Below are 16,941 nucleotides of genomic sequence, written 5' to 3'. Positions count from 1 at the left end.
CGCTCGTGGATGGGAGCACCACGGTAGGCAGGCCGTCGCGCACCGATCGGTACGTGACGGATCGGCGATGATGGCGGGTATGGACGACGCCCACGGCTGCTACGAGTTCATCGCGGACTGCCGGCTGCGCGAGGCCGCGAGCCTGTTCGCGCACACCTGGGACCCGACGCTGCTCGCGGCGCTGAGCGAGGGGCCGCTGCGCCGCCGCGCCCTGCGCTCGGTGATCGGGGGCATCAGCGACAAGGCGCTCACCGAGTCCCTGCACCGGCTGCTCGACAGCGGGATGGTCGAACGGCGCTCCTACCGGCAGGCCCCGCCCCGGGTGGACTACGCCCTCACCGCGCTCGGGAGGTCGTTCGTGGACGGGCCGGTCCGCGCCCTGGCCGACTGGACGCGGGAGCACGCCGACACCCTCGCCGAGGCCCGGCTCAGCGGACGCCCCTGATCTTCCAGACGGCCGCCGCGCCGAGCAGCGAGACGAGCCCGCAGACCGTGTAGAGCACCGGGTAACCGCCCAGGTGGACCACGATCGGACCGGCCAGGGCCGGGGCGATCACCTGCGGGCCCGAACTGGCGATGTTGACGATGCCCAGGTCCTTGGCACGCCCCTCGGCGGTCGGCAGTACCTCGGTGACCAGCGCGTTGTCCACGGACAGGAAGACGCCGAACCCGACGCCGAGCACCACGGCGCAGACCACCACCGCCGTCCAGGTGGGGGTGAGGGCCACCGCGAACGCGGGCAGGCCCATCACCACCCCGGCGAAGGCCACCATGCCGCGCCGTTTCCCGATCCGGTCCGAGACCACGCCCGCGACCACGGTGGTCGCCACGACCGCCGCCGTGTACACGAGGATCAGCGTGAGCAGCCCGTCGGTGGCCGAGGAACCCGGGAAGAGGTCCTCGTAGCCCACCTCGTCGCGGAGGAAGTACAGCAGGTAGAGGACGAACATCGCGTTGCCGGTCCCGATGAGGAACCGGGTGAGGAAGGCCCAGGCGAAGTCCGGGTGGCGGCGGGGCGACACCCACAGGCTCCGGCCGAAGTCGCGCCACGGCGGCCGGGACTCGCGGGGCAGCGGCGGGTCCGGGGAGAGCAGCGCGAAGGGCAGGGCACACACGAGGGTGAGGACGCCGATGAGGGTGTAGCCGGGGGAGATCTCGGTGACGACCACGGTGACCAGTACGACCGCCGCCACGACCCCGGCCGACTGCGGGATACCGATCCAGCCCGAGACCGCGCCGCGCTGGCTCCGGGGCACGTGGTCCGGGACGGCGGCGAGCAGGGTGGCGTTCAGGCAGGACAGCGCGGTCTGCACGAACGACCAGCCCACCAGGATCCCCGGGACGCTCTCCTGGGTACCGAGCAGGACCAGCCCGGCGCCGCCGAGTGCGGCGCCGGCCAGTACCCAGGGCCTGCGGCGCCCGAGCCGACCGGTGGTGCGGTCCGACAGGGCCCCGGCCAGCGGGGTGGCGATCATCGCCATGGCCGCCCCGATCCCGGTGACCCAGGCCAGGACCGTCTCCTTGTCGGCGGGGGCGACCCGGCCGACCTGCTCGGGCAACAGGACCTGGAGGGGGCCGAAGAAGGCCATCCACATGCCGAGGTTGGCGAGGCTGATCCCGGCCACCCACAGGGCGCGGACGTTGCGGGTGGGTTCGGCGAGGGCGGGAGGGAGGGGAGTGCGGGGCTCTTGCGCGGGGGGTGTGCGCACAGTGTGACCTACCTGACATGAGAAGTGTTCATGTTAGGTCAGGAGGGCTGGTTCGGGGAAGGCCCCGGCAGGCCCGAGGAGGCTCCATGTGCGTCTAGTCAATTTTGACTAGTAGGGTGGCGGGATGAACGAGACCGAGACGATCCGAGCCAACGAGACCGCGGTCCCGCTCCTGCACACCCACGATGCCCAGGTCACGCTCGACTTCTACGGGGAACTCGGTTTCGAGGTCACCTGGAAGCAGCTCAAGCCCTACGTCTACCTGGCGTTCCGGTGGAGCGGGTTCGAACTGCACTACGGGTCGGGGCCCAAGGGGCTCGACCCCGTCCACGAGCACACCGGCGGAGCGCTGATCATGGTCGACGCGGTGGCGCCCTACCACGCGGCCTTCACCGCGGCCATGCGCGCCGCCCACGGGAAGGTCCTGGCCCGGGGCCTGCCGCGCATCACCCGCTACCGGCCCGGCGCCAGCCGCTTCACCCTGATGGACCCGTCCGGGAACTCCCTCATCTTCATCCGGCGCGACGAGCCCGAAGGACTCGACTACGGGGGCTCCCTGGACCTGGAGGGCATCGCCAAGGCCCTGGACCAGGCGCGCAACTTCCGCGAGTTCAAGAACGACGACCTCGCCGCCTACCGCCACCTGAAGTCCGCCCTGCGCAGGCACGCGGACACCTCTTCGGCGGTCGACCGCGCCCTCGCCCACGCCACCCTGGTCGAGCTCTCCCTGGCCCTGGACGACCCGGAGCGGGCGAAGGCCTGGCGGACCGAGCTGGAGGCGGTGCGGCTCACCGAGGAGGAGCGCCAACGGGTCGACCGGGAACTGGACCGCGCCGTCGAACTGCGGGAGTGGCGCGGCGACGCCTAGGGCGAGCGGGAGGCGAGGCCGATCCGGTTCGCGTCGGCTTTCGCCGACCAAGTAGTCAAATTTGTTTAGTAGAGGAGAGATATGAACGGGAACGGACCGGCGATCCGTGCGCAGGGACTGCGCAGGACCTACGGATCCACCAGGGCGCTCGACGGACTCGACATGACCGTGGCGCGCGGCAGCGTGCACGCCGTGCTGGGCCCCAACGGCTCCGGCAAGACCACCCTGGTGCGGACCCTGGCCACCCTGCTGAGGGTGCGGGAGGGGCGCGCCGAGGTGGCGGGGTTCGACGTCACGGACCGCCCCCGGGACGTCCGGCGGCGGATCGGGCTGCTCGGCCAGCACGCGGCGGTGGACGAGGAGCTCTCCGGGCGCCAGAACCTGGAGCTGTTCGGCCGCCTGTACCACCTGGGCGGCCGCCGGGCCGCGGCCCGCGCGGACGAGCTGCTGGAGCGGTTCGGCATCGCGGACACCGGCCGCAGAGCCGTCGGAACCTACAGCGGCGGGATGCGGCGCCGCCTGGACCTGGCCGCCTCGCTCATCGTGGAGCCGGAGGTCCTCTTCCTGGACGAGCCCACCACCGGACTGGACCCGCGAGGGCGCACCGAGGTGTGGGAGTCGGTCCGATCGCTGGTCGGCGGCGGCACCACCGTGCTGCTCACCACCCAGTACCTGGAGGAGGCGGACCAGCTCGCCGACCGCATCTCGGTCCTCGACCACGGCCGGGTGATCGCCGAGGGCACGTCCGACCAGCTCAAGGCGGAGCTGGGCGGGGACCGGATCGACGTGGTCGTCCGCGACGCCGGGCAGCTGGCGGGCGTCGCCGAGCTCCTGGCCGGGATCACCGGGGACGCGGCGGGCGTGGAGACCGACACGGACACCCGCAGGATCAGCGCCCCGGTCGCGGACCGCATGAGCGCGCTCAACCGCCTGGTGCGCTCCCTGCACGATCACGGCGTCGAGGCGGAGGACGTCTCGGTCCGCCGCCCCACCCTGGACGAGGTGTTCATGCACCTCACCGGCGACATGAAGGAAGAGGTACCGCAGTGACCGCCACGAACCCGAAAGCCGTGGACACGGCCGCGACGGACCCGGGCCCCACGGGCGCGCCCGCCGTACGCACACCGCCCCCGCCCGCCGCCGGCTCGGCGTTCGGCTGGTGGCTGGCCGACTCCTGGACCATGACCCGGCGCGAACTCTCGCGCTGGGCCCGGCACCCCGGCCAGGTCCTCGTCAACCTGGCCTTCCCTGTCATGATGCTGCTCATGTTCGCCCTGTTCATCGGCGGCAGCATGACCGTGGCGGGCGGCGGCGACTACGCCGAGTTCCTCGTCCCGGGCATGTTCGTGGTCACCATGGCCTTCGGCCTGGAGGGCACGATGACCGCGATCTCCAGGGACCTGGAGCGGGGCGTGGTCGACCGGTTCCGTTCCATGCCCATGGCGCCCTCGGCGCTCCTGGTCGGCCGCGGTGTCGCGGACATGCTCGACTCCGCGGCCGGCCTGCTGGTCATGGTCGGTGCGGGGCTCCTCATCGGCTGGCAGTGGAACGGGTCCTTCCCGGCCGCTCTGGCCGCGGTGGGGCTGCTGCTCCTGCTGCGCTTCGCGATGCTGTGGTGCGGGATCTGGCTGGGTCTGGTCGTGGGCCGTCCGGAGCTGGTGACGGCGGTGCAGATCCTGGTGTGGCCGGTGGCCTTCACCTCCAGCGCCTTCGCCTCGACCGAGGCCATGCCGGGCTGGCTGCGCGTGATCGCCGAGTGGAACCCGCTCTCGGCCACCGCCACGGCGGTGCGCGAGCTGTTCGGCAACCCCGGGGCCGCGGGGACCTCCTGGCCGACCGAGAACGCGGTGCTCCTGGCGGTGCTGTGGCCGCTGCTCCTGCTCTCGGTGGCCTGCCCTGCGGCAGCGGCCCGCTTCCGGAGGCTGAACCGCTGAACCACCGGTCCCCGGGCGGGGGACGGTCAGTCCTGGGCCTCGGGGTCCTCGGGCACCAGCACGCCCTCGAAGGGGGAGGCGCCCTCCTCGCCCGCGAAGGTGTACGCGCCGCCCTCGATCCGGCCGATCAGGCCGCGGGTCCACACCGCCTCGGACTCGGAGTTGTGCACCCACAGGCCCATGACCTCGCCGATGTGCCCGATCTTCTCGGGTCCCTGCTCGGGGTCGTAGTACCGGACCACCTCGGTCCGCCAGCTCTCCAGGCCCGCCAGGCGCTGCCGCAGCAGGGCGAGGGCCTCCTGGCGGGGCAGGTCCACGGCGAACCCGATCCCGGCGGCGAGCACGTCCTGATCGGCCTCGTGCGCGGACAGCGCGCTGCGCAGCAGGGAGAAGTACTTCTCGTTGCCGTGCTCGGTGACCTCGTACTCGGTCCGGGGCGGGCCCCCTGCGGTGGACGGCGCCACCTCGTGCGCGATCAGCAGGCCCTGTTTGGCCATCTGCTTGAGCGCGTGGTAGATCGAACCCGGCTTGGCGTTGGACCACTCGTGCGCGCCCCAGGACTCCAGGTCGTTGCGGATCTGGTAGCCGTGTGCCCGCCCGTGGAGCCGGACCGCTCCCAGGACCAGCAAACGGATGGCCGACATCCCCGCACCCCTCACCCCGTGTATCCGGTCAACTCTGACGAGCATACGGGGCGAGGGGCCGCGGACGGGATCAGGCGTCCTGCTCCGCTCCCTGCTGCTGGGCCTGGCGCCGCTCCTCCGCGCCCAGGGCGATCGGAGCGCCCAGCCACTCGTCGCGCAGGCCGAAGGCGTCCACCAGCTGGACGGCGTACGGGCGCAGCCCTCGGCAGAGGTCGTTCACGGCCTGGGTGACCGCCTTGGCGCGGGAGGTGGACAGGCGCTCGTGCTCCAGGAACCAGGCCCGGTCCTCCTCGACCACCGACATCACGTACAGGTCGCACAGCCGGTTGAGCAGCTTGGCCGTGGACTTGTCGCCGCAGCGGTCGATACCCGCCACGAACGCCTCCAGCACCACCCGGTCCATGTGCGCCCGGCCCGCCGCGAGCACGTGGTCCTGGGCCCGGTTGAACACGTCGAAGGCGTCACTGCCGTCCTTGCCGGAGCGGCGCAGACGCCCCGCGAGACCCTCGATGACGTGCTTCTCGCGGTCCTCCAGCAGCTCCAACTGCCAGCCCCGGTTGTACAGGCTGGCCTCCTCGCCGCGACCGGGCGCCGCGGCGATCAGCCGGTCGATCAGCGGGATGGCCGCGGTGCGCTCGATGACGGTCTCGAACACCTTGCCCGCCATGAACCTGGCCAGGCCCAGTTGGTCCAGGTCCCCGAAGGAGTCCTTGAAGTTGGTGAGCAGACCCTTGGTGAGCTGCTGCAACAGGACGGTGTTGTCGCCCTCGAAGGTGGTGAAGATGTCCGAGTCGGCCTTGAGCTGCGGGATCCGGTTCTCCGAGAGGTACCCGGAGCCGCCGCAGGCCTCGCGGCAGGTCTGGATGGTCTCGGTGGCGTGCCAGGTGGCGATCGCCTTGAGCCCGGCCGCGCGCGACTCCAGTTCGCGCTGGGCGTGTTCGTCGCGCTCATCGGACTTGGACAGCTCGTGCAGGCGGGTGACCAGTTCCTCCTGGGCGAAGTGCAGCCCGTAGGTGCGGGCCAGCGCGGGCAGGAGCTTGCGCTGGTGGGCGAGGTAGTCCAGGATCCGCACCTCCTGCTCCGGCTGGGTGTCCGTGGCCGGGCGGGTGAACTGGCGGCGGGTGTCGGCGTAGCGGATCGCGATGGCCAGCGAGGCCTTGGTCGCGGTGCCCGCGCCCCCGGCCACGCTGATGCGGCCGCGGATGAGGGTGCCCAGCATGGTGAAGAAGCGCCGGTTGGGGTTCTCGATGGGGCTGGAGTAGGTGCCGTCGGCGGCCACGTCGCCGTACCGGTTGAGCAGGTCGGTGCGGGGCACCCGCACGCCGTCGAACCACAGGCGGCCGTTGTCGACCCCGTTCAGCCCCGCCTTGGGGCCGCAGTCCTCGATGGTCACCCCGGGCATCGGCCTGCCCTTCTTGTCCCGGATGGGCACCATCAGCGCGTGCACGCCGTGTTCGACGAGCCCGCCGTCGCGGCCGGGGGTGCGCAGCTGGGCGAAGACCACCGCCGTACGGCCGTCGCGGGCGGCGTTGCCGATGTAGTCCTTGCGCGCGTGCTCGTCAGGGGTGCGGACCACGAACTCCTCGGTGTCCGGGTCGTAGGTGGCGGTGGTGCCCAGACTCTGCACGTCCGAGCCGTGGCCGGTCTCGGTCATCGCGAAGCAGCCGGGCAGTGCCACGCTCATCACGTCGGGCAGGTACCTCTGGTGGTGGTCCTCGGTGCCCAGGGCGCGGATGGCCCCGCCGAACAGACCGAACTGCACACCCATCTTCACCATGAGCGACATGTCCGCGACGAGCATCTCGAAGGCCACCACCGAGCCGCCGATGTCGTCGCTGCCGCCCACGGACTCGGGAAAGCCGTAGGCGGCCACGCCGGTCTCGGCCAGCGCCATGAGCTGTTCGAGGGTGCGGGCGCGGTGCTCCTCCACGGACAGGCCGTACACCGGGGCGAACCGCTCGCCCTGGATGAGGTCGCGGGCGCGTTCGCGCACGTGGGCCCACCGTCCGTCGAGCAGGCCGCGTAGTTCGGCCTCGTCCAGCTTCAGCAGTGCCTGATCGCTCATGTGCTCCCCCTGTGGTCGTCGTTGACGCGACCTTCACGTGGTTACCACTCCGCGCGGGCGGGCGGCCGTGAACACGCCCGGGCCGCGGGTGTGACTCCCACGGTAGGGGGTGGCCGCCAGGGGGCGCGGCCGGCCACCGGAGCAGTGGGTTCGGGGCGGGGCTGTCCGGGCGGGTGCGGACGTGAGCGGCGGCTCCGGGTCAGACGGCGATGCCGCGCGGGCGCAGGAGGGCCGGGCCGAGGGTGGCGGCGACCGGGGCGGGCGCGTCCGCGGAGTCGATCCGGGCGAGGAGGGCGTCCAGGGACAGGTCCAGGGTGGCGGCGACGGCCGCGACGGTGAAGAAGGCGGGGGTGGGGATACGGCCGCCCTCGATCTTGCGGAGGGTCTCCACGGAGATCCCCGAGGCGCGGGCGACGTCCACCATCGTGCGGTCGGCACGGGCCTGGCGCAGGAGGGCGCCGAGGGCACGGCCGCGTTCGATCTGCTCTTCGGTCAGCGGTTCTCGAACCATGCGGTGAGTGTATCCCGCCACCACCGGAGTCGTATAGTAATACCGGTATAGTTATCCTCGCCCTGGCGGCGAACGCAGCCTCGCTGAACACAGCCTCGAGTAACACGGCGTCGGGAAACCCCGCGCTCAGGAACACACCACCCCGGAAAGAGTTGCCCCATGGTCGAGATCAAGACCCCCGCCGAGATCGCCCTCATGCGTGAGGCCGGCCGTGTCGTCGCCCACGCCCTGGCCGCCGCACGCGACCTCGCCGAGCCCGGCCGCACCACCGCCGAGCTCGACCGCGCCGCCGCCGAGGTCATCTCCGAGGCGGGTGCCGAACCGCTCTTCCTGGGCTACCACCCGGCCTGGGCGCCCATGCCCTTCCCCGGTGTGACCTGCATCAGCGTCAACGACGAGATCGTCCACGGGCTCCCCGGCGAACGGGTCCTGGCCGACGGCGACCTGGTCAGCGTGGACTGCGGGGCCCGGCTGCGCGGCTGGTCCGGAGACTCGGCGATCAGCTTCGTGGTGGGTGGGGCCGACCCCGCCGACCTCGCCCTCATCGCCGACACCGAGGCCGCGCTGGCCCGGGGCATCGCGGCCGCCCGCCCGGAGAACCGTGTGGGCGACATCGGGCACGCCATCGCCGTCGAGGCACGCGCCGCCGGTTACGGGCTCACCGCCGACCACTGCGGGCACGGCATCGGCCGCACCATGCACGAAGCCCCCGACGTGCCCAACGACGGACGTCCCGGCCGGGGGTTCAAGCTCCGTCCGGGACTGGTCATCGCCATCGAACCCCAGCTCGTGCGCGGCGGTTCCGACGGCTACGCCCACGGCGACGACGGTTGGACGGTCCTCAGCGACGACGGCACCAGGGCCGCGCACTGCGAGCACACGGTCGCCGTCACCGAGGACGGGCCGGTGGTCCTCACCCTCCCGTGACGGAAGGCGGACGAGAGCTCACCCCTGATTAAGGATGAACAAAATTGGGCCGGTGAATGTCCGCAACTCCCGTACACGGAGGTGGGGGTTGCTGAACAATGGGAACCGAAACGGCGCTGCGGACGCGGCTCCGGAACGCTGTCCCGCCCGTGGAGCGTGCGGGCGGGCCAGGTTCGCCGCTGTCCCGGCACCGCCCTGGCCGTGCCATGGCGAGGCCGGGACACGGTGGCCGTCACTCGGCGGCCGCGCGCATCCCGTGCCACGAGGCGGGTAGCAGAGCCGGTATGGCCATCATCTCGATTGTCGGAATCGTCCTGGCGGTGCTGATCGTCTGCGACGCCGCGGTGACGGTGCTCCATCCGGACGCCGAAGGGGCGATCGCGATGGTCGTCCGCCGGTCCGTCTGGCGTCCCGCCGCGTGGCTCAGCACGCGCTTCCCCTTCCCGGGCCAGTCACTCCTCGGCCTCGCCGGCCCGTTGATCCTGATGACGACCTTCCTGGCGTGGCTGACCCTGCTGACACTCGCCCTCTCCCTGGCCGTGTGGCCGATGCTGCCGGGGGAGTTCCAGATCGAGGCCGACCTCCACCCGCTCACCTTCCTCGACGCCCTCTACTTCACGGCGGGCACGGTCACGGTGCTCGGCTACGGCGAACTCACCCCGCTCTCCGCCGAAGGACAGCTGGTCTCGGTGGCGGGGGCAGCCGTCGGCTTCACCCTGTTCACCAGCATCGCCACCTACGCCATCGAGGTCGTCGGCGGGGTCGCCGTCCGCAACCGTTTCTCCCTGGCCGTCCACGACGAGATCCAGGACCGGGACGGGATCACCGCCGTCATCGACTCCCTGGCCGACACCGGTGCGTCCGAAACCCGCGCGCAGTGGCGTCGCTGGGCGGAACACCTGCGCGAGGTCGACGAGATGGTGCACCGCTACCCGTTGGTCGCCTTCACCTACCGGTCGAAGAGGAAGGAGTACGACCCCGAGACGGCCCTGCGCCACATGGGGGAGAGCACGGTGGCCGCGCTGCTCGCGAGCCGGCACGACCCCTCCCTGCGGGCCTCGGCCCAGACACTGGCCTGGGCGCTGAGCCGGCTGCAGGGCACGGTCGCCGAGACCTACCTGGGGCACGGGACGCGGCGCGCACTGTCCCACCCGCGGCCCACGGAGGAGGACCGCCGGGCCGTCGAACGGGTGGAACGCCTGCTGTCCGAACACCTGGGAGAACCGGACCGGCAGGGGAGGCGCTCCGAGGCCGAGCAGACGGTGTACCGCTGCCGTGTCTTCCTCGAAGGCCTCCACCGCTGGTCGCACACCCGGCCGCCCGCCCACCGCTGGGACAGCGGGTGAGGCCGTGCGAGGGCCGCGGCGCTTGAACCCCGCTCGGTCACTCCAGCCCGGGGACGGCCAGCTCCAGGCTCCCGCCCTCGGCGTCCAGCACGGCCGGAACACCCAACGGCACGGTGAGCTGCGCGGCGCAGTGGCCGAACTCCAGCCCCCACAGCACGGGCACCCCCAAGGAGCCGAGGCGGTCTCGCATCAGGTCGGAGACGGCTCCGAGGTCAGGGGGACAGTCCGTCCACGTCCCCAGAGCGATCCCGGCCACGCCGTCCAACCAGCCGGTCCGCACCAGATGGGTCAGCATCCGGTCGATCCGGGCCGCGTCCTCGTTGATGTCCTCCAGGATCAGGATGCCGCCCAGCGCCGACAGCCGGCTGTGCGGAGTGGCGAGCCCGTCGTTGAGCAGACTCAGGTTCCCGCCGAAGGTCACTCCCTCCGCGCGCCCCGGCACCAGGGCGTGCGCGCCCGGTGAGGTGAGTACGGTGCGCTGTTCAGGGGTGAACAGGGTGGTGTGCAACTCCCGCTGGGCCACCTCGTCACCCACGAAGTAACGGGTCCCGACCACCGGTCCGTGCACGGTCGCCATGCCCAGCTCCACCGCGAACGCCTCGTGCAGCGCGGTGATGTCGCTGAACCCGATCAGTGCCTTGGGAGCGGCCCGGCGCATCGCGTCGAAGTCCAGCAGGTCCAGCATCCGGTGCGCTCCGTCACCGCCCCGCGCGCAGAACACCGCGCGCACGTCCGGGTCGCACCAGGCCTCCTGCAGGTCGGCGGCGCGGTCCCGGTCGGACCCGGCGAGGTAGGGCAGGAGCGGATGGCGGTCGCGCACGTGCGGGGCCAGTTCGACCTCCAGGCCCCACCTCTCGAGGACCTCCACGGCCGCGTCCAGCTGCGCGTCCGGGACCGGGCTGCAAGGGGCGACCAGACGCACCCGGTCGCCCTCCCGCAGCCTCGGCGGCCGGGTCAGCGCCCGGGCCGCCCGCAGGTCCGGGTGCCGTTCCGGAACCGGGGGAGTGCCCTCCAGGGATCCGAGGACCCCGTCCCGATCGTTGCGCACCTCGGTCACCGACTCACCCACGTTGGTCCCCAATCCCTGTCGTCGTTCCCTCACACCGGCCGCGCGGCCCGCCCCGGCCAGGGTTCAGCTGCGCAGGAAGCTGTCCAGCACCCTGACCCCGAACCGCAGCCCTTCCAACGGCACCCGCTCGTCCACCCCGTGCAGCAGGCTCGGGTAGTCGATACCCGCCGGCATACGCATGGGGGAGAAGCCGTAACAGTCGATCCCCAGCCGTGAGAACACCTTCGCGTCCGTCCCCCCGCCCAGGCAGACCGGGACCACCAGGCCGTCGGGGTCGTGGGCGAGGATCGCGGCGCGCAGCGCGTCGAAGGCGGGGGAGTCCACCGGAGCGGCCACCGGCGGCGAACTGTGCGCGTACTCCCACTCCACACGATCACCGGTCAGCGTGTTCATGGTTTCCACGAACTGGTCCTGTCCGCCGGGCAGGACACGGCCGTCCACCCCCGCGGTGGCGTCGCCCGGCACCACGTTCACCTTGTACCCGGCCGAGAGCATCGTGGGCGCGGCGCTGTTGCGCACGGTGGGGCCGACCAGCGGCGCGGCGGTGCCGAACCGGGCGACCAGGGCGTCCACGGCCTCGTTGGTGCCGGTGTCGCCGGCGCCGCGCTCGATCTCCAGCGCCTGGGCGATGGAGTCGATGGCGGCCCGGGTGACCGGGGTCAGGTGCAGCGGCCACCTGTGCTGGTCGATCCGCGCCACGGCGGCGGCCAGCTCGCCCACCGCGTTGTCCCGGGGCGGGCGGGAACCGTGCCCGGCCGTTCCGTGGGAACGCAGGGTCAGCCACGCGCTGCCGCGTTCGGCGGAACCGATGGGGTACAGGCGGGCGGCGGCGCCGGAGGAGGTGGTGGCGTGGACGGTGTGGCCGCCGCCCTCGCCGATCGCCACCGTGCAGCCCTCGAACAGGTCGGCGTGGCCGCGCACGAGGTAGTCGGCACCGTAGGCGGCGCTGTCCTCCTCGTCGGCGACGAACGCCAGCACGATGTCACGGCGGGGGCGCAGGCCCAGCTCGGACCAGTGGCGGACCACGGCGGTGACCATGCCGATGGTGTTCTTCATGTCCACGGCGCCGCGCCCCCACAGGGAGGGCACTCCGGTGACCGGGCAGTCGGCGATCTCGCCGGCGAAGGGCGGGAAGGTCCAGTCGTGGGGGTCGGCGGGGACCACGTCCAGGTGGCCGTGGACCAGGAGCGCGTCCGCGTCCGGGTCGGTGCCGGGGATGCGCACGACCACGTTGGCGCGGCGGTCGGCGGACTCCAGGACCACGGGGGAGAGCCCGGTGGTCCCGAGCGCCTCGGCGATGAACTCGGCGGCGGCGCGCTCGTCGCCCTCGCCCTTGCCGTGGTTGGTGGAGTCCCGTCGGATCAGCTCGCGGGTGAGGCGGACGGCGTCCTCGCCGGCCTCGACCAGGGCGTCCTCACGGGCGCTGTCGGGAAGGGAGGTGTTGGTGTGGCCCACGGGCTCGGCCTCGCTCTCAGCAGGGGTGTGCGCCTGGGGTGGTGCAGCACGGTCGGGGTTCTTGCTCACGTCGGACACACGGTCGGCCCATGTGGTTCGGCGCTGGTCACCGCCACAGTTCTACCGGTAGTTCCACCGGTTCCCCCGGGGGTGTCCCGGCGTTGCGCCGGAAGGGGAGAGAACACCTCGCGCGCGAGGCGGTCCACTTCCCGCAGGCGCGGCGAAGGGGCCGGTTCGGAAAGCGGGGGAACCGGGCCGTGGCCGGACCGGGGAGGTCCGGGGAGGGCCCGGTGCCGTGGGGGTGACTGCCGGGGGAATCAGGGGACGGCGCTCAGCCGTAGTCCTTCTCCATGGCGTTGGAGATCAGGGTACAGACTGCTTTGAACGCACGGATCATCTCGTAGGCGTCCGGTGACGTGTACCGGACCCGCCGCGCACCCGTACGCGTCACGCCCGGAACGACCGCGGCGGCCTGCGCGAGCTGGGCGGAGTCGACCTCGATCTCCATGCCCTTGGCCGTCGGTTCGGCCGGGTCCAGGCGCCCGGCGAGCGTCATGGCCTTCTCCGCGGCCTCGCGGATGTCCGCCGCCGTCCGCGCGGGCGGCCGACAGCGCGCCGCGTACCGGCTCACGTGGTCCTTGACCGCCACCGTCCGCGCGAACGGGGCGTAGGATTCGGCGTCCTCACAGGCCCGGTCGTCGCCGGTCACCAGGATCACGGGGGTGCCGTACTCGGCGACCACCGCCGCGTTGAGGTAGCCCTCGCTCGCGGGCCGGCCGTCCAGCCAGACCCCGGTGATGGCGTTGGGCAGGTAGGTGTGCGCGAGCACGCCGTCCTCCCCGGCGCCGCAGTGGTAGCCCAGGAAGACGATCCCGTCCACGTCACCGGTCTGGACGCCCTCCACCATGGAGAGCTCCTTGTGGCGGCCGGTGATCATCGTGGCCCGCTCGTCCAGCTCCTCCAACAGGAGGTTGCGCATGGTGGAGTGGGCCTCGTTGACCAGTACCTCGGTGGCACCGCCCTCGAAGAGCCCGCCGATGGCGGCGTTGACGTCGCTCGTGAACATGGTGCGGCAGCGCTGCCACTGCTCGGTGCCGGGCTCGCAGTCAGCGGGCCAGGTGACACCGGTGGCGCCCTCCATGTCCGCGGAGATGAGGATCTTCATTCCGCCGACCCTAGCCCCGCCGGCCCCCGGTTATCCACAGACTTAGGGCCCGGGGTGGCGCCTGAGGAGGATTCGCGGTCCCCTTGAACTCGGGGGCGCCGAGCCCCCGCCCGCCCCGCCCTGCCCGAAACCCTCCGGGGCCCTCCATGGTCCGCTAACAGTCCAGGGTGCGCGATCGGTAGAGCCTGCGCAGCAGCAGGCGCAGGGTCTCCCGCTCGCCCTCGTCCAGCGGGGCGAGGTAGTCGTCCTCGGCGCTCAGCAGCAGGTCGGCGGCCTTCCTGAAGGTCCGCTCGCCCCCGGCCGTCCGTGTGACCGCCTGGCGCCGACGGTCCGCCGGGTCCCGTCGGCGCTCGGCCAGCCCCCGCTCCTCCAACCGGTCGACCACCGCCACCATCGTCGTGCGGTCCAGCCCGCTGATCTCGCACAGAGCACTCTGCGAGAGGGGTTCCCCGGACAGAAAGCCCAGGACGCGGACCTCCCGGGCCCGCAGCCCCGTGGGCTCCAGGGCGCGCTCGATCACCCGCGTCGTGTCGTTGCCCAACCGGTGGAGCAGGTATCCGGTGAAGTCCGCGATCTCGATCCGCGCGCTGCTGGTCATGAGGAGAGTGTAGATGCCTCTTGGAGTAGTGCTGATCTTCCCCTAGCCTGATCATCAGTAGTACTGACAATCAGCTCTCAGAAGGATGTCCTCCATGAACCTGCTCCTCCTGGCGCGCGTGGTCGCCGCCGTCATCGGCGTCGCGACCTTCGTGTACCTCTTCCTCCACGACTCCTGGCATGCCGAGAACCTTTTTCTGGTCCCTGACCTGGTGCTCTGTGCGGCGCTGGTCGCGGCCGCCCTCATGCCGGTCCGGTACGCCAGAGCGGCGCTGCTCTTCGCCTTCGGCCTGAGCGCGGGGGTCCTGATGACCTCGGTCTCGTCCTACGCGGTGAGAGGAGAGCTGGGCGCGGTCAGCCTGCTGGGAGCGATCACCTGCGCGGCCTTCGCCCTTGTCCTGGCCGTGAGCCGCCCACAGACGGGCGGGAGTTCCCGCGCGGACGCCCCAGCCGCCGGTTCCTAGGGCCTCAGCGGGGCGCCTCCGCCGGTGCCGCTCTGCTCCCCGCACCCGCGGGGAGGGCCCCACGGCGGGCACCGGATCGAAGGCGGCCACGGTCTGCTTCCCGCAGGTGCGGGGACGGGTTCAGGTGGTCCCGGGGTGGGTGGAGCGGGTTTCGATGGCCAGGGTCGCGGCCTCGCGGACCTTCGGGTCGGTGTCCTCGGCCAGGCGGGCCAGGAGAGTGTCCACCCCGGGAGTGCTCCAAGGGGTGATCGCTTCGGCCAGGGTGGTGCGTACGAGGGGTTCGGGGTGGCCGGACAGGGCCGTGACCCGATCGAGGGGGCCGCGGCGGCGGTGGCCGAGCCAGGACAGGGCCTCGCGCAGCGCCATCGTGTCGCCCCGGTCGGAGGCTTCGGCGATGCGCTCCAGCAGGACCCGGGGCGGGGGCGGCGGACCGTCGAGGGGGTGCGGGTTCCGTTCCAGCAAGCGCCGGGATCCGTAGCCGCCGGGTTCGACGCAGCCCTGGCAGGTGCACGGGGTGGTGCCGTGGGCGTCGGGGAAGTAGCGCCAGCCGGTGATCTGGCGGACCTCGCGGATGCGGTGCACCTCGCTTCTGGGCACCTTGCGGGGTACGAAGACCTCCCAGCCGCGCGGGTCGTCCAGACCGGCGACCACACGCACGGCCTCGGCGGCGCTCACCCGCCGCGGGCCGTCGCTGTCGTTGTAGTGGCCGACGGTGACCGGCTCGTCGTCGGGCAGCCTCAGGTAGACGCCGACAAGCCCTCGCGGTCCGTGGTGGCGGGCCAGTTCGCGCAGCCACTGGTGAGTCACGGTGTAGGAGGGCAGTACGGGGAAGCAGAACACCCCGCGGATGCCCTCGCTTCCCATGGTGGTGCGTACACCGGACCTGCGGACGCGGGAGATGTTGGCGCGGGGGGTCAGGTGGACGAACATCGCCATGGCTTGGTTCCTGTGTGTCGATCGGTCGTTACAGTCGGTTGTTGGTGCCAGGGATCAGTCAATCCGGAAGTGCGGACTCTGTGCAGGGGTTTTCCCAACCTGGTTCGAACCTGCTTCATAGCGACCGCACGCGTGAGGGCCCCGGCGCCTGTCGGCGGCCGAGGCCCTGGTTCGCTGATGTTTCAAGCGCTCAACCGGTCACCCGGGCACGATGGCGGCCCACCCGGGGTCGCCGAAGGAGGGATACCCCGGTTCCCAGTTGGTCGAATCCCGTCCGGCGAGGTTCCTTCGGCGCGGTCGGACCCCGGACAGGCGAAGGACCCCGGGTCTGGCGACATCCGGGGTCCTTTCGAGGCTTCGTGTGCTAGGGCAGCGTGAGGATCTCCGCGCCGGAGTCGGTGATGACCAGGGTGTGCTCGAACTGCGCCGTCCACTTGCGGTCGGCGGTGACAGCGGTCCAGCCGTCGTCCCACATGTCGTACTCCACGTCGCCCAGGGTGATCATGGGCTCGATCGTGAAGGTCATGCCCGGTTCCATGACGGTGGTGGCGCGCGGGTCGTCGTAGTGCGGGACGACCAGCCCGGAGTGGAACTCGGGGCCCACGCCGTGGCCGGTGAAGTCACGGACCACGCCGTAGCCGAAGCGCTTGGCGTAGGACTCGATGACCCGGCCGATCACGTTGATCTGACGCCCGGGGCGGCAGGCCTTGATGGCGCGCATGGTGGCCTCGTGGGTGCGCTCGACGAGGAGGCGGTTCTCCTCGGAGACGTCACCCGACAGGAACGTGGCGTTGGTGTCGCCGTGCACGCCGTCCTTGTACGCGGTGATGTCGATGTTGACGATGTCGCCGTCGCGGACCACCGTGTCGTCGGGGATGCCGTGGCAGATGACCTCGTTGAGCGAGGAGCACAGCGACTTCGGGTAGCCCTTGTACCCCAGGGTGCTCGGGTAGGCGCCGTGGTCCAGCAGGAACTCGTGGCCGATCCGGTCCAGCTCGTCCGTGGTCACCCCGGGCTGGACGTTCTTGCCGACCTCTTCGAGGGCCTGAGCGGCGATGCGGCCCGCCACACGGATCTTCTCGATGGTCTCCGGCGTCTGGACGTCCCCGAGCACACCCTCCACCGGGCGCTTCTGCCCCACGTACTCCGGCCGGACGATGTGCGAGGGGACCGAACGTTGTGGCGAGATGCGCCCAGGAACCAGCGGAGTAGTCATGGACACTGATTGTAGTTCGTGGGCACACCCTCCCG

17 protein-coding genes are annotated in these 16,941 nt (G+C 71.6%); 7 read left to right on the top strand and 10 right to left on the bottom strand.

The window, feature by feature from the left end; translation table 11 throughout:
- Positions 1 to 79 precede the first annotated feature (79 nt).
- Positions 80 to 445, top strand: coding sequence for a winged helix-turn-helix transcriptional regulator (locus tag D458_RS0121690; RefSeq protein ID WP_239648034.1), 366 nt, complete (start codon positions 80 to 82; stop codon positions 443 to 445).
- On the opposite strand, the gene D458_RS0121685 is transcribed toward D458_RS0121690, so the two are convergent.
- Positions 429 to 1,709, bottom strand: a complete 1,281-nt coding sequence (locus tag D458_RS0121685; protein ID WP_017588842.1) for an MFS transporter — start codon at positions 1,707 to 1,709, stop codon at positions 429 to 431. The genes D458_RS0121690 and D458_RS0121685 overlap by 17 nt on opposite strands.
- 124 nt (positions 1,710 to 1,833) lie before the next feature.
- Here D458_RS0121685 and D458_RS0121680 point away from each other — a divergent pair, with 124 nt between their 5' ends.
- The 3 genes from D458_RS0121680 (at position 1,834) to D458_RS0121670 (ending at position 4,511) form a co-directional block, all read left to right on the top strand.
- Positions 1,834 to 2,577 (top strand): VOC family protein, encoded by a 744-nt coding sequence (locus D458_RS0121680; RefSeq protein ID WP_017588841.1) that lies wholly within the window; start codon positions 1,834 to 1,836, stop codon positions 2,575 to 2,577.
- 81 nt (positions 2,578 to 2,658) lie between these two features.
- A complete protein-coding gene (locus tag D458_RS0121675) occupies positions 2,659 to 3,627 on the top strand; it encodes a daunorubicin resistance protein DrrA family ABC transporter ATP-binding protein (protein ID WP_017588840.1) in 969 nt (322 codons plus the stop codon).
- Positions 3,624 to 4,511 carry an ABC transporter permease gene (locus D458_RS0121670; RefSeq protein WP_017588839.1) on the top strand — a complete coding sequence of 296 codons (888 nt, stop codon included), beginning with the start codon at positions 3,624 to 3,626 and terminating at the stop codon, positions 4,509 to 4,511. Before D458_RS0121675 ends, D458_RS0121670 begins: the two co-directional genes overlap by 4 nt.
- Positions 4,512 to 4,537: 26 nt before the next feature.
- On the opposite strand, the gene D458_RS0121665 is transcribed toward D458_RS0121670, so the two are convergent.
- From D458_RS0121665 to D458_RS0121655, 3 genes are all read right to left on the bottom strand, one after another.
- Positions 4,538 to 5,155 (bottom strand): PadR family transcriptional regulator, encoded by a 618-nt coding sequence (locus tag D458_RS0121665; protein ID WP_017588838.1) that lies wholly within the window; start codon positions 5,153 to 5,155, stop codon positions 4,538 to 4,540.
- A 70-nt stretch (positions 5,156 to 5,225) separates the two neighbouring features.
- Positions 5,226 to 7,220 carry an acyl-CoA dehydrogenase family protein gene (locus D458_RS0121660; RefSeq protein WP_017588837.1) on the bottom strand — a complete coding sequence of 665 codons (1,995 nt, stop codon included), beginning with the start codon at positions 7,218 to 7,220 and terminating at the stop codon, positions 5,226 to 5,228.
- Positions 7,221 to 7,419: 199 nt separating this feature from the next.
- Positions 7,420 to 7,731 carry a helix-turn-helix domain-containing protein gene (locus D458_RS0121655; protein WP_017588836.1) on the bottom strand — a complete coding sequence of 104 codons (312 nt, stop codon included), beginning with the start codon at positions 7,729 to 7,731 and terminating at the stop codon, positions 7,420 to 7,422.
- A 159-nt stretch (positions 7,732 to 7,890) separates the two neighbouring features.
- Between D458_RS0121655 and map (D458_RS0121650) the strand changes: the two genes are divergently transcribed.
- Positions 7,891 to 8,658 carry a type I methionyl aminopeptidase gene (gene map, locus D458_RS0121650; protein ID WP_017588835.1) on the top strand — a complete coding sequence of 256 codons (768 nt, stop codon included), beginning with the start codon at positions 7,891 to 7,893 and terminating at the stop codon, positions 8,656 to 8,658.
- A gap of 284 nt (positions 8,659 to 8,942) precedes the next feature.
- Positions 8,943 to 10,004 carry a potassium channel family protein gene (locus tag D458_RS0121645; protein WP_017588834.1) on the top strand — a complete coding sequence of 354 codons (1,062 nt, stop codon included), beginning with the start codon at positions 8,943 to 8,945 and terminating at the stop codon, positions 10,002 to 10,004.
- Between the two features lie 37 nt (positions 10,005 to 10,041).
- On the opposite strand, the gene D458_RS0121640 is transcribed toward D458_RS0121645, so the two are convergent.
- From D458_RS0121640 to D458_RS33965, 4 genes are all read right to left on the bottom strand, one after another.
- Complete coding sequence (locus D458_RS0121640; RefSeq protein WP_017588833.1) at positions 10,042 to 11,085, bottom strand: S66 peptidase family protein; 1,044 nt, start codon at positions 11,083 to 11,085, stop codon at positions 10,042 to 10,044.
- A 51-nt stretch (positions 11,086 to 11,136) separates the two neighbouring features.
- Positions 11,137 to 12,528, bottom strand: a complete 1,392-nt coding sequence (locus D458_RS0121635; RefSeq protein WP_017588832.1) for a M20/M25/M40 family metallo-hydrolase — start codon at positions 12,526 to 12,528, stop codon at positions 11,137 to 11,139.
- Between the two features lie 331 nt (positions 12,529 to 12,859).
- A complete protein-coding gene (locus tag D458_RS0121630; protein WP_017588831.1) occupies positions 12,860 to 13,693 on the bottom strand; it encodes a M55 family metallopeptidase in 834 nt (277 codons plus the stop codon).
- A gap of 154 nt (positions 13,694 to 13,847) precedes the next feature.
- Positions 13,848 to 14,291 (bottom strand): MarR family winged helix-turn-helix transcriptional regulator, encoded by a 444-nt coding sequence (locus tag D458_RS33965; RefSeq protein ID WP_017588830.1) that lies wholly within the window; start codon positions 14,289 to 14,291, stop codon positions 13,848 to 13,850.
- A gap of 94 nt (positions 14,292 to 14,385) precedes the next feature.
- Here D458_RS33965 and D458_RS0121620 point away from each other — a divergent pair, with 94 nt between their 5' ends.
- On the top strand, positions 14,386 to 14,754 hold the full coding sequence (locus D458_RS0121620; protein WP_017588829.1) for a hypothetical protein: 369 nt from the start codon (positions 14,386 to 14,388) through the stop codon (positions 14,752 to 14,754).
- A 120-nt stretch (positions 14,755 to 14,874) separates the two neighbouring features.
- Here the strand turns inward: D458_RS0121620 and D458_RS33960 are convergent, their stop codons facing one another.
- On the bottom strand, positions 14,875 to 15,690 hold the full coding sequence (locus D458_RS33960; protein WP_017588828.1) for a HEAT repeat domain-containing protein: 816 nt from the start codon (positions 15,688 to 15,690) through the stop codon (positions 14,875 to 14,877).
- Positions 15,691 to 16,054: 364 nt separating this feature from the next.
- Entirely contained in the window at positions 16,055 to 16,906 is an 852-nt protein-coding gene (gene map, locus D458_RS0121610) for a type I methionyl aminopeptidase (protein ID WP_239648033.1), read from the bottom strand.
- Positions 16,907 to 16,941: the final 35 nt, after the last annotated feature.

The organism is Nocardiopsis ganjiahuensis DSM 45031, assembly GCF_000341085.1.
GTDB classification, from domain to species: domain Bacteria; phylum Actinomycetota; class Actinomycetes; order Streptosporangiales; family Streptosporangiaceae; genus Nocardiopsis; species Nocardiopsis ganjiahuensis.
The sequence above is the reverse complement of the archived record's forward strand: the minus strand, read 5'-3'. Positions and strand labels throughout refer to the sequence as shown.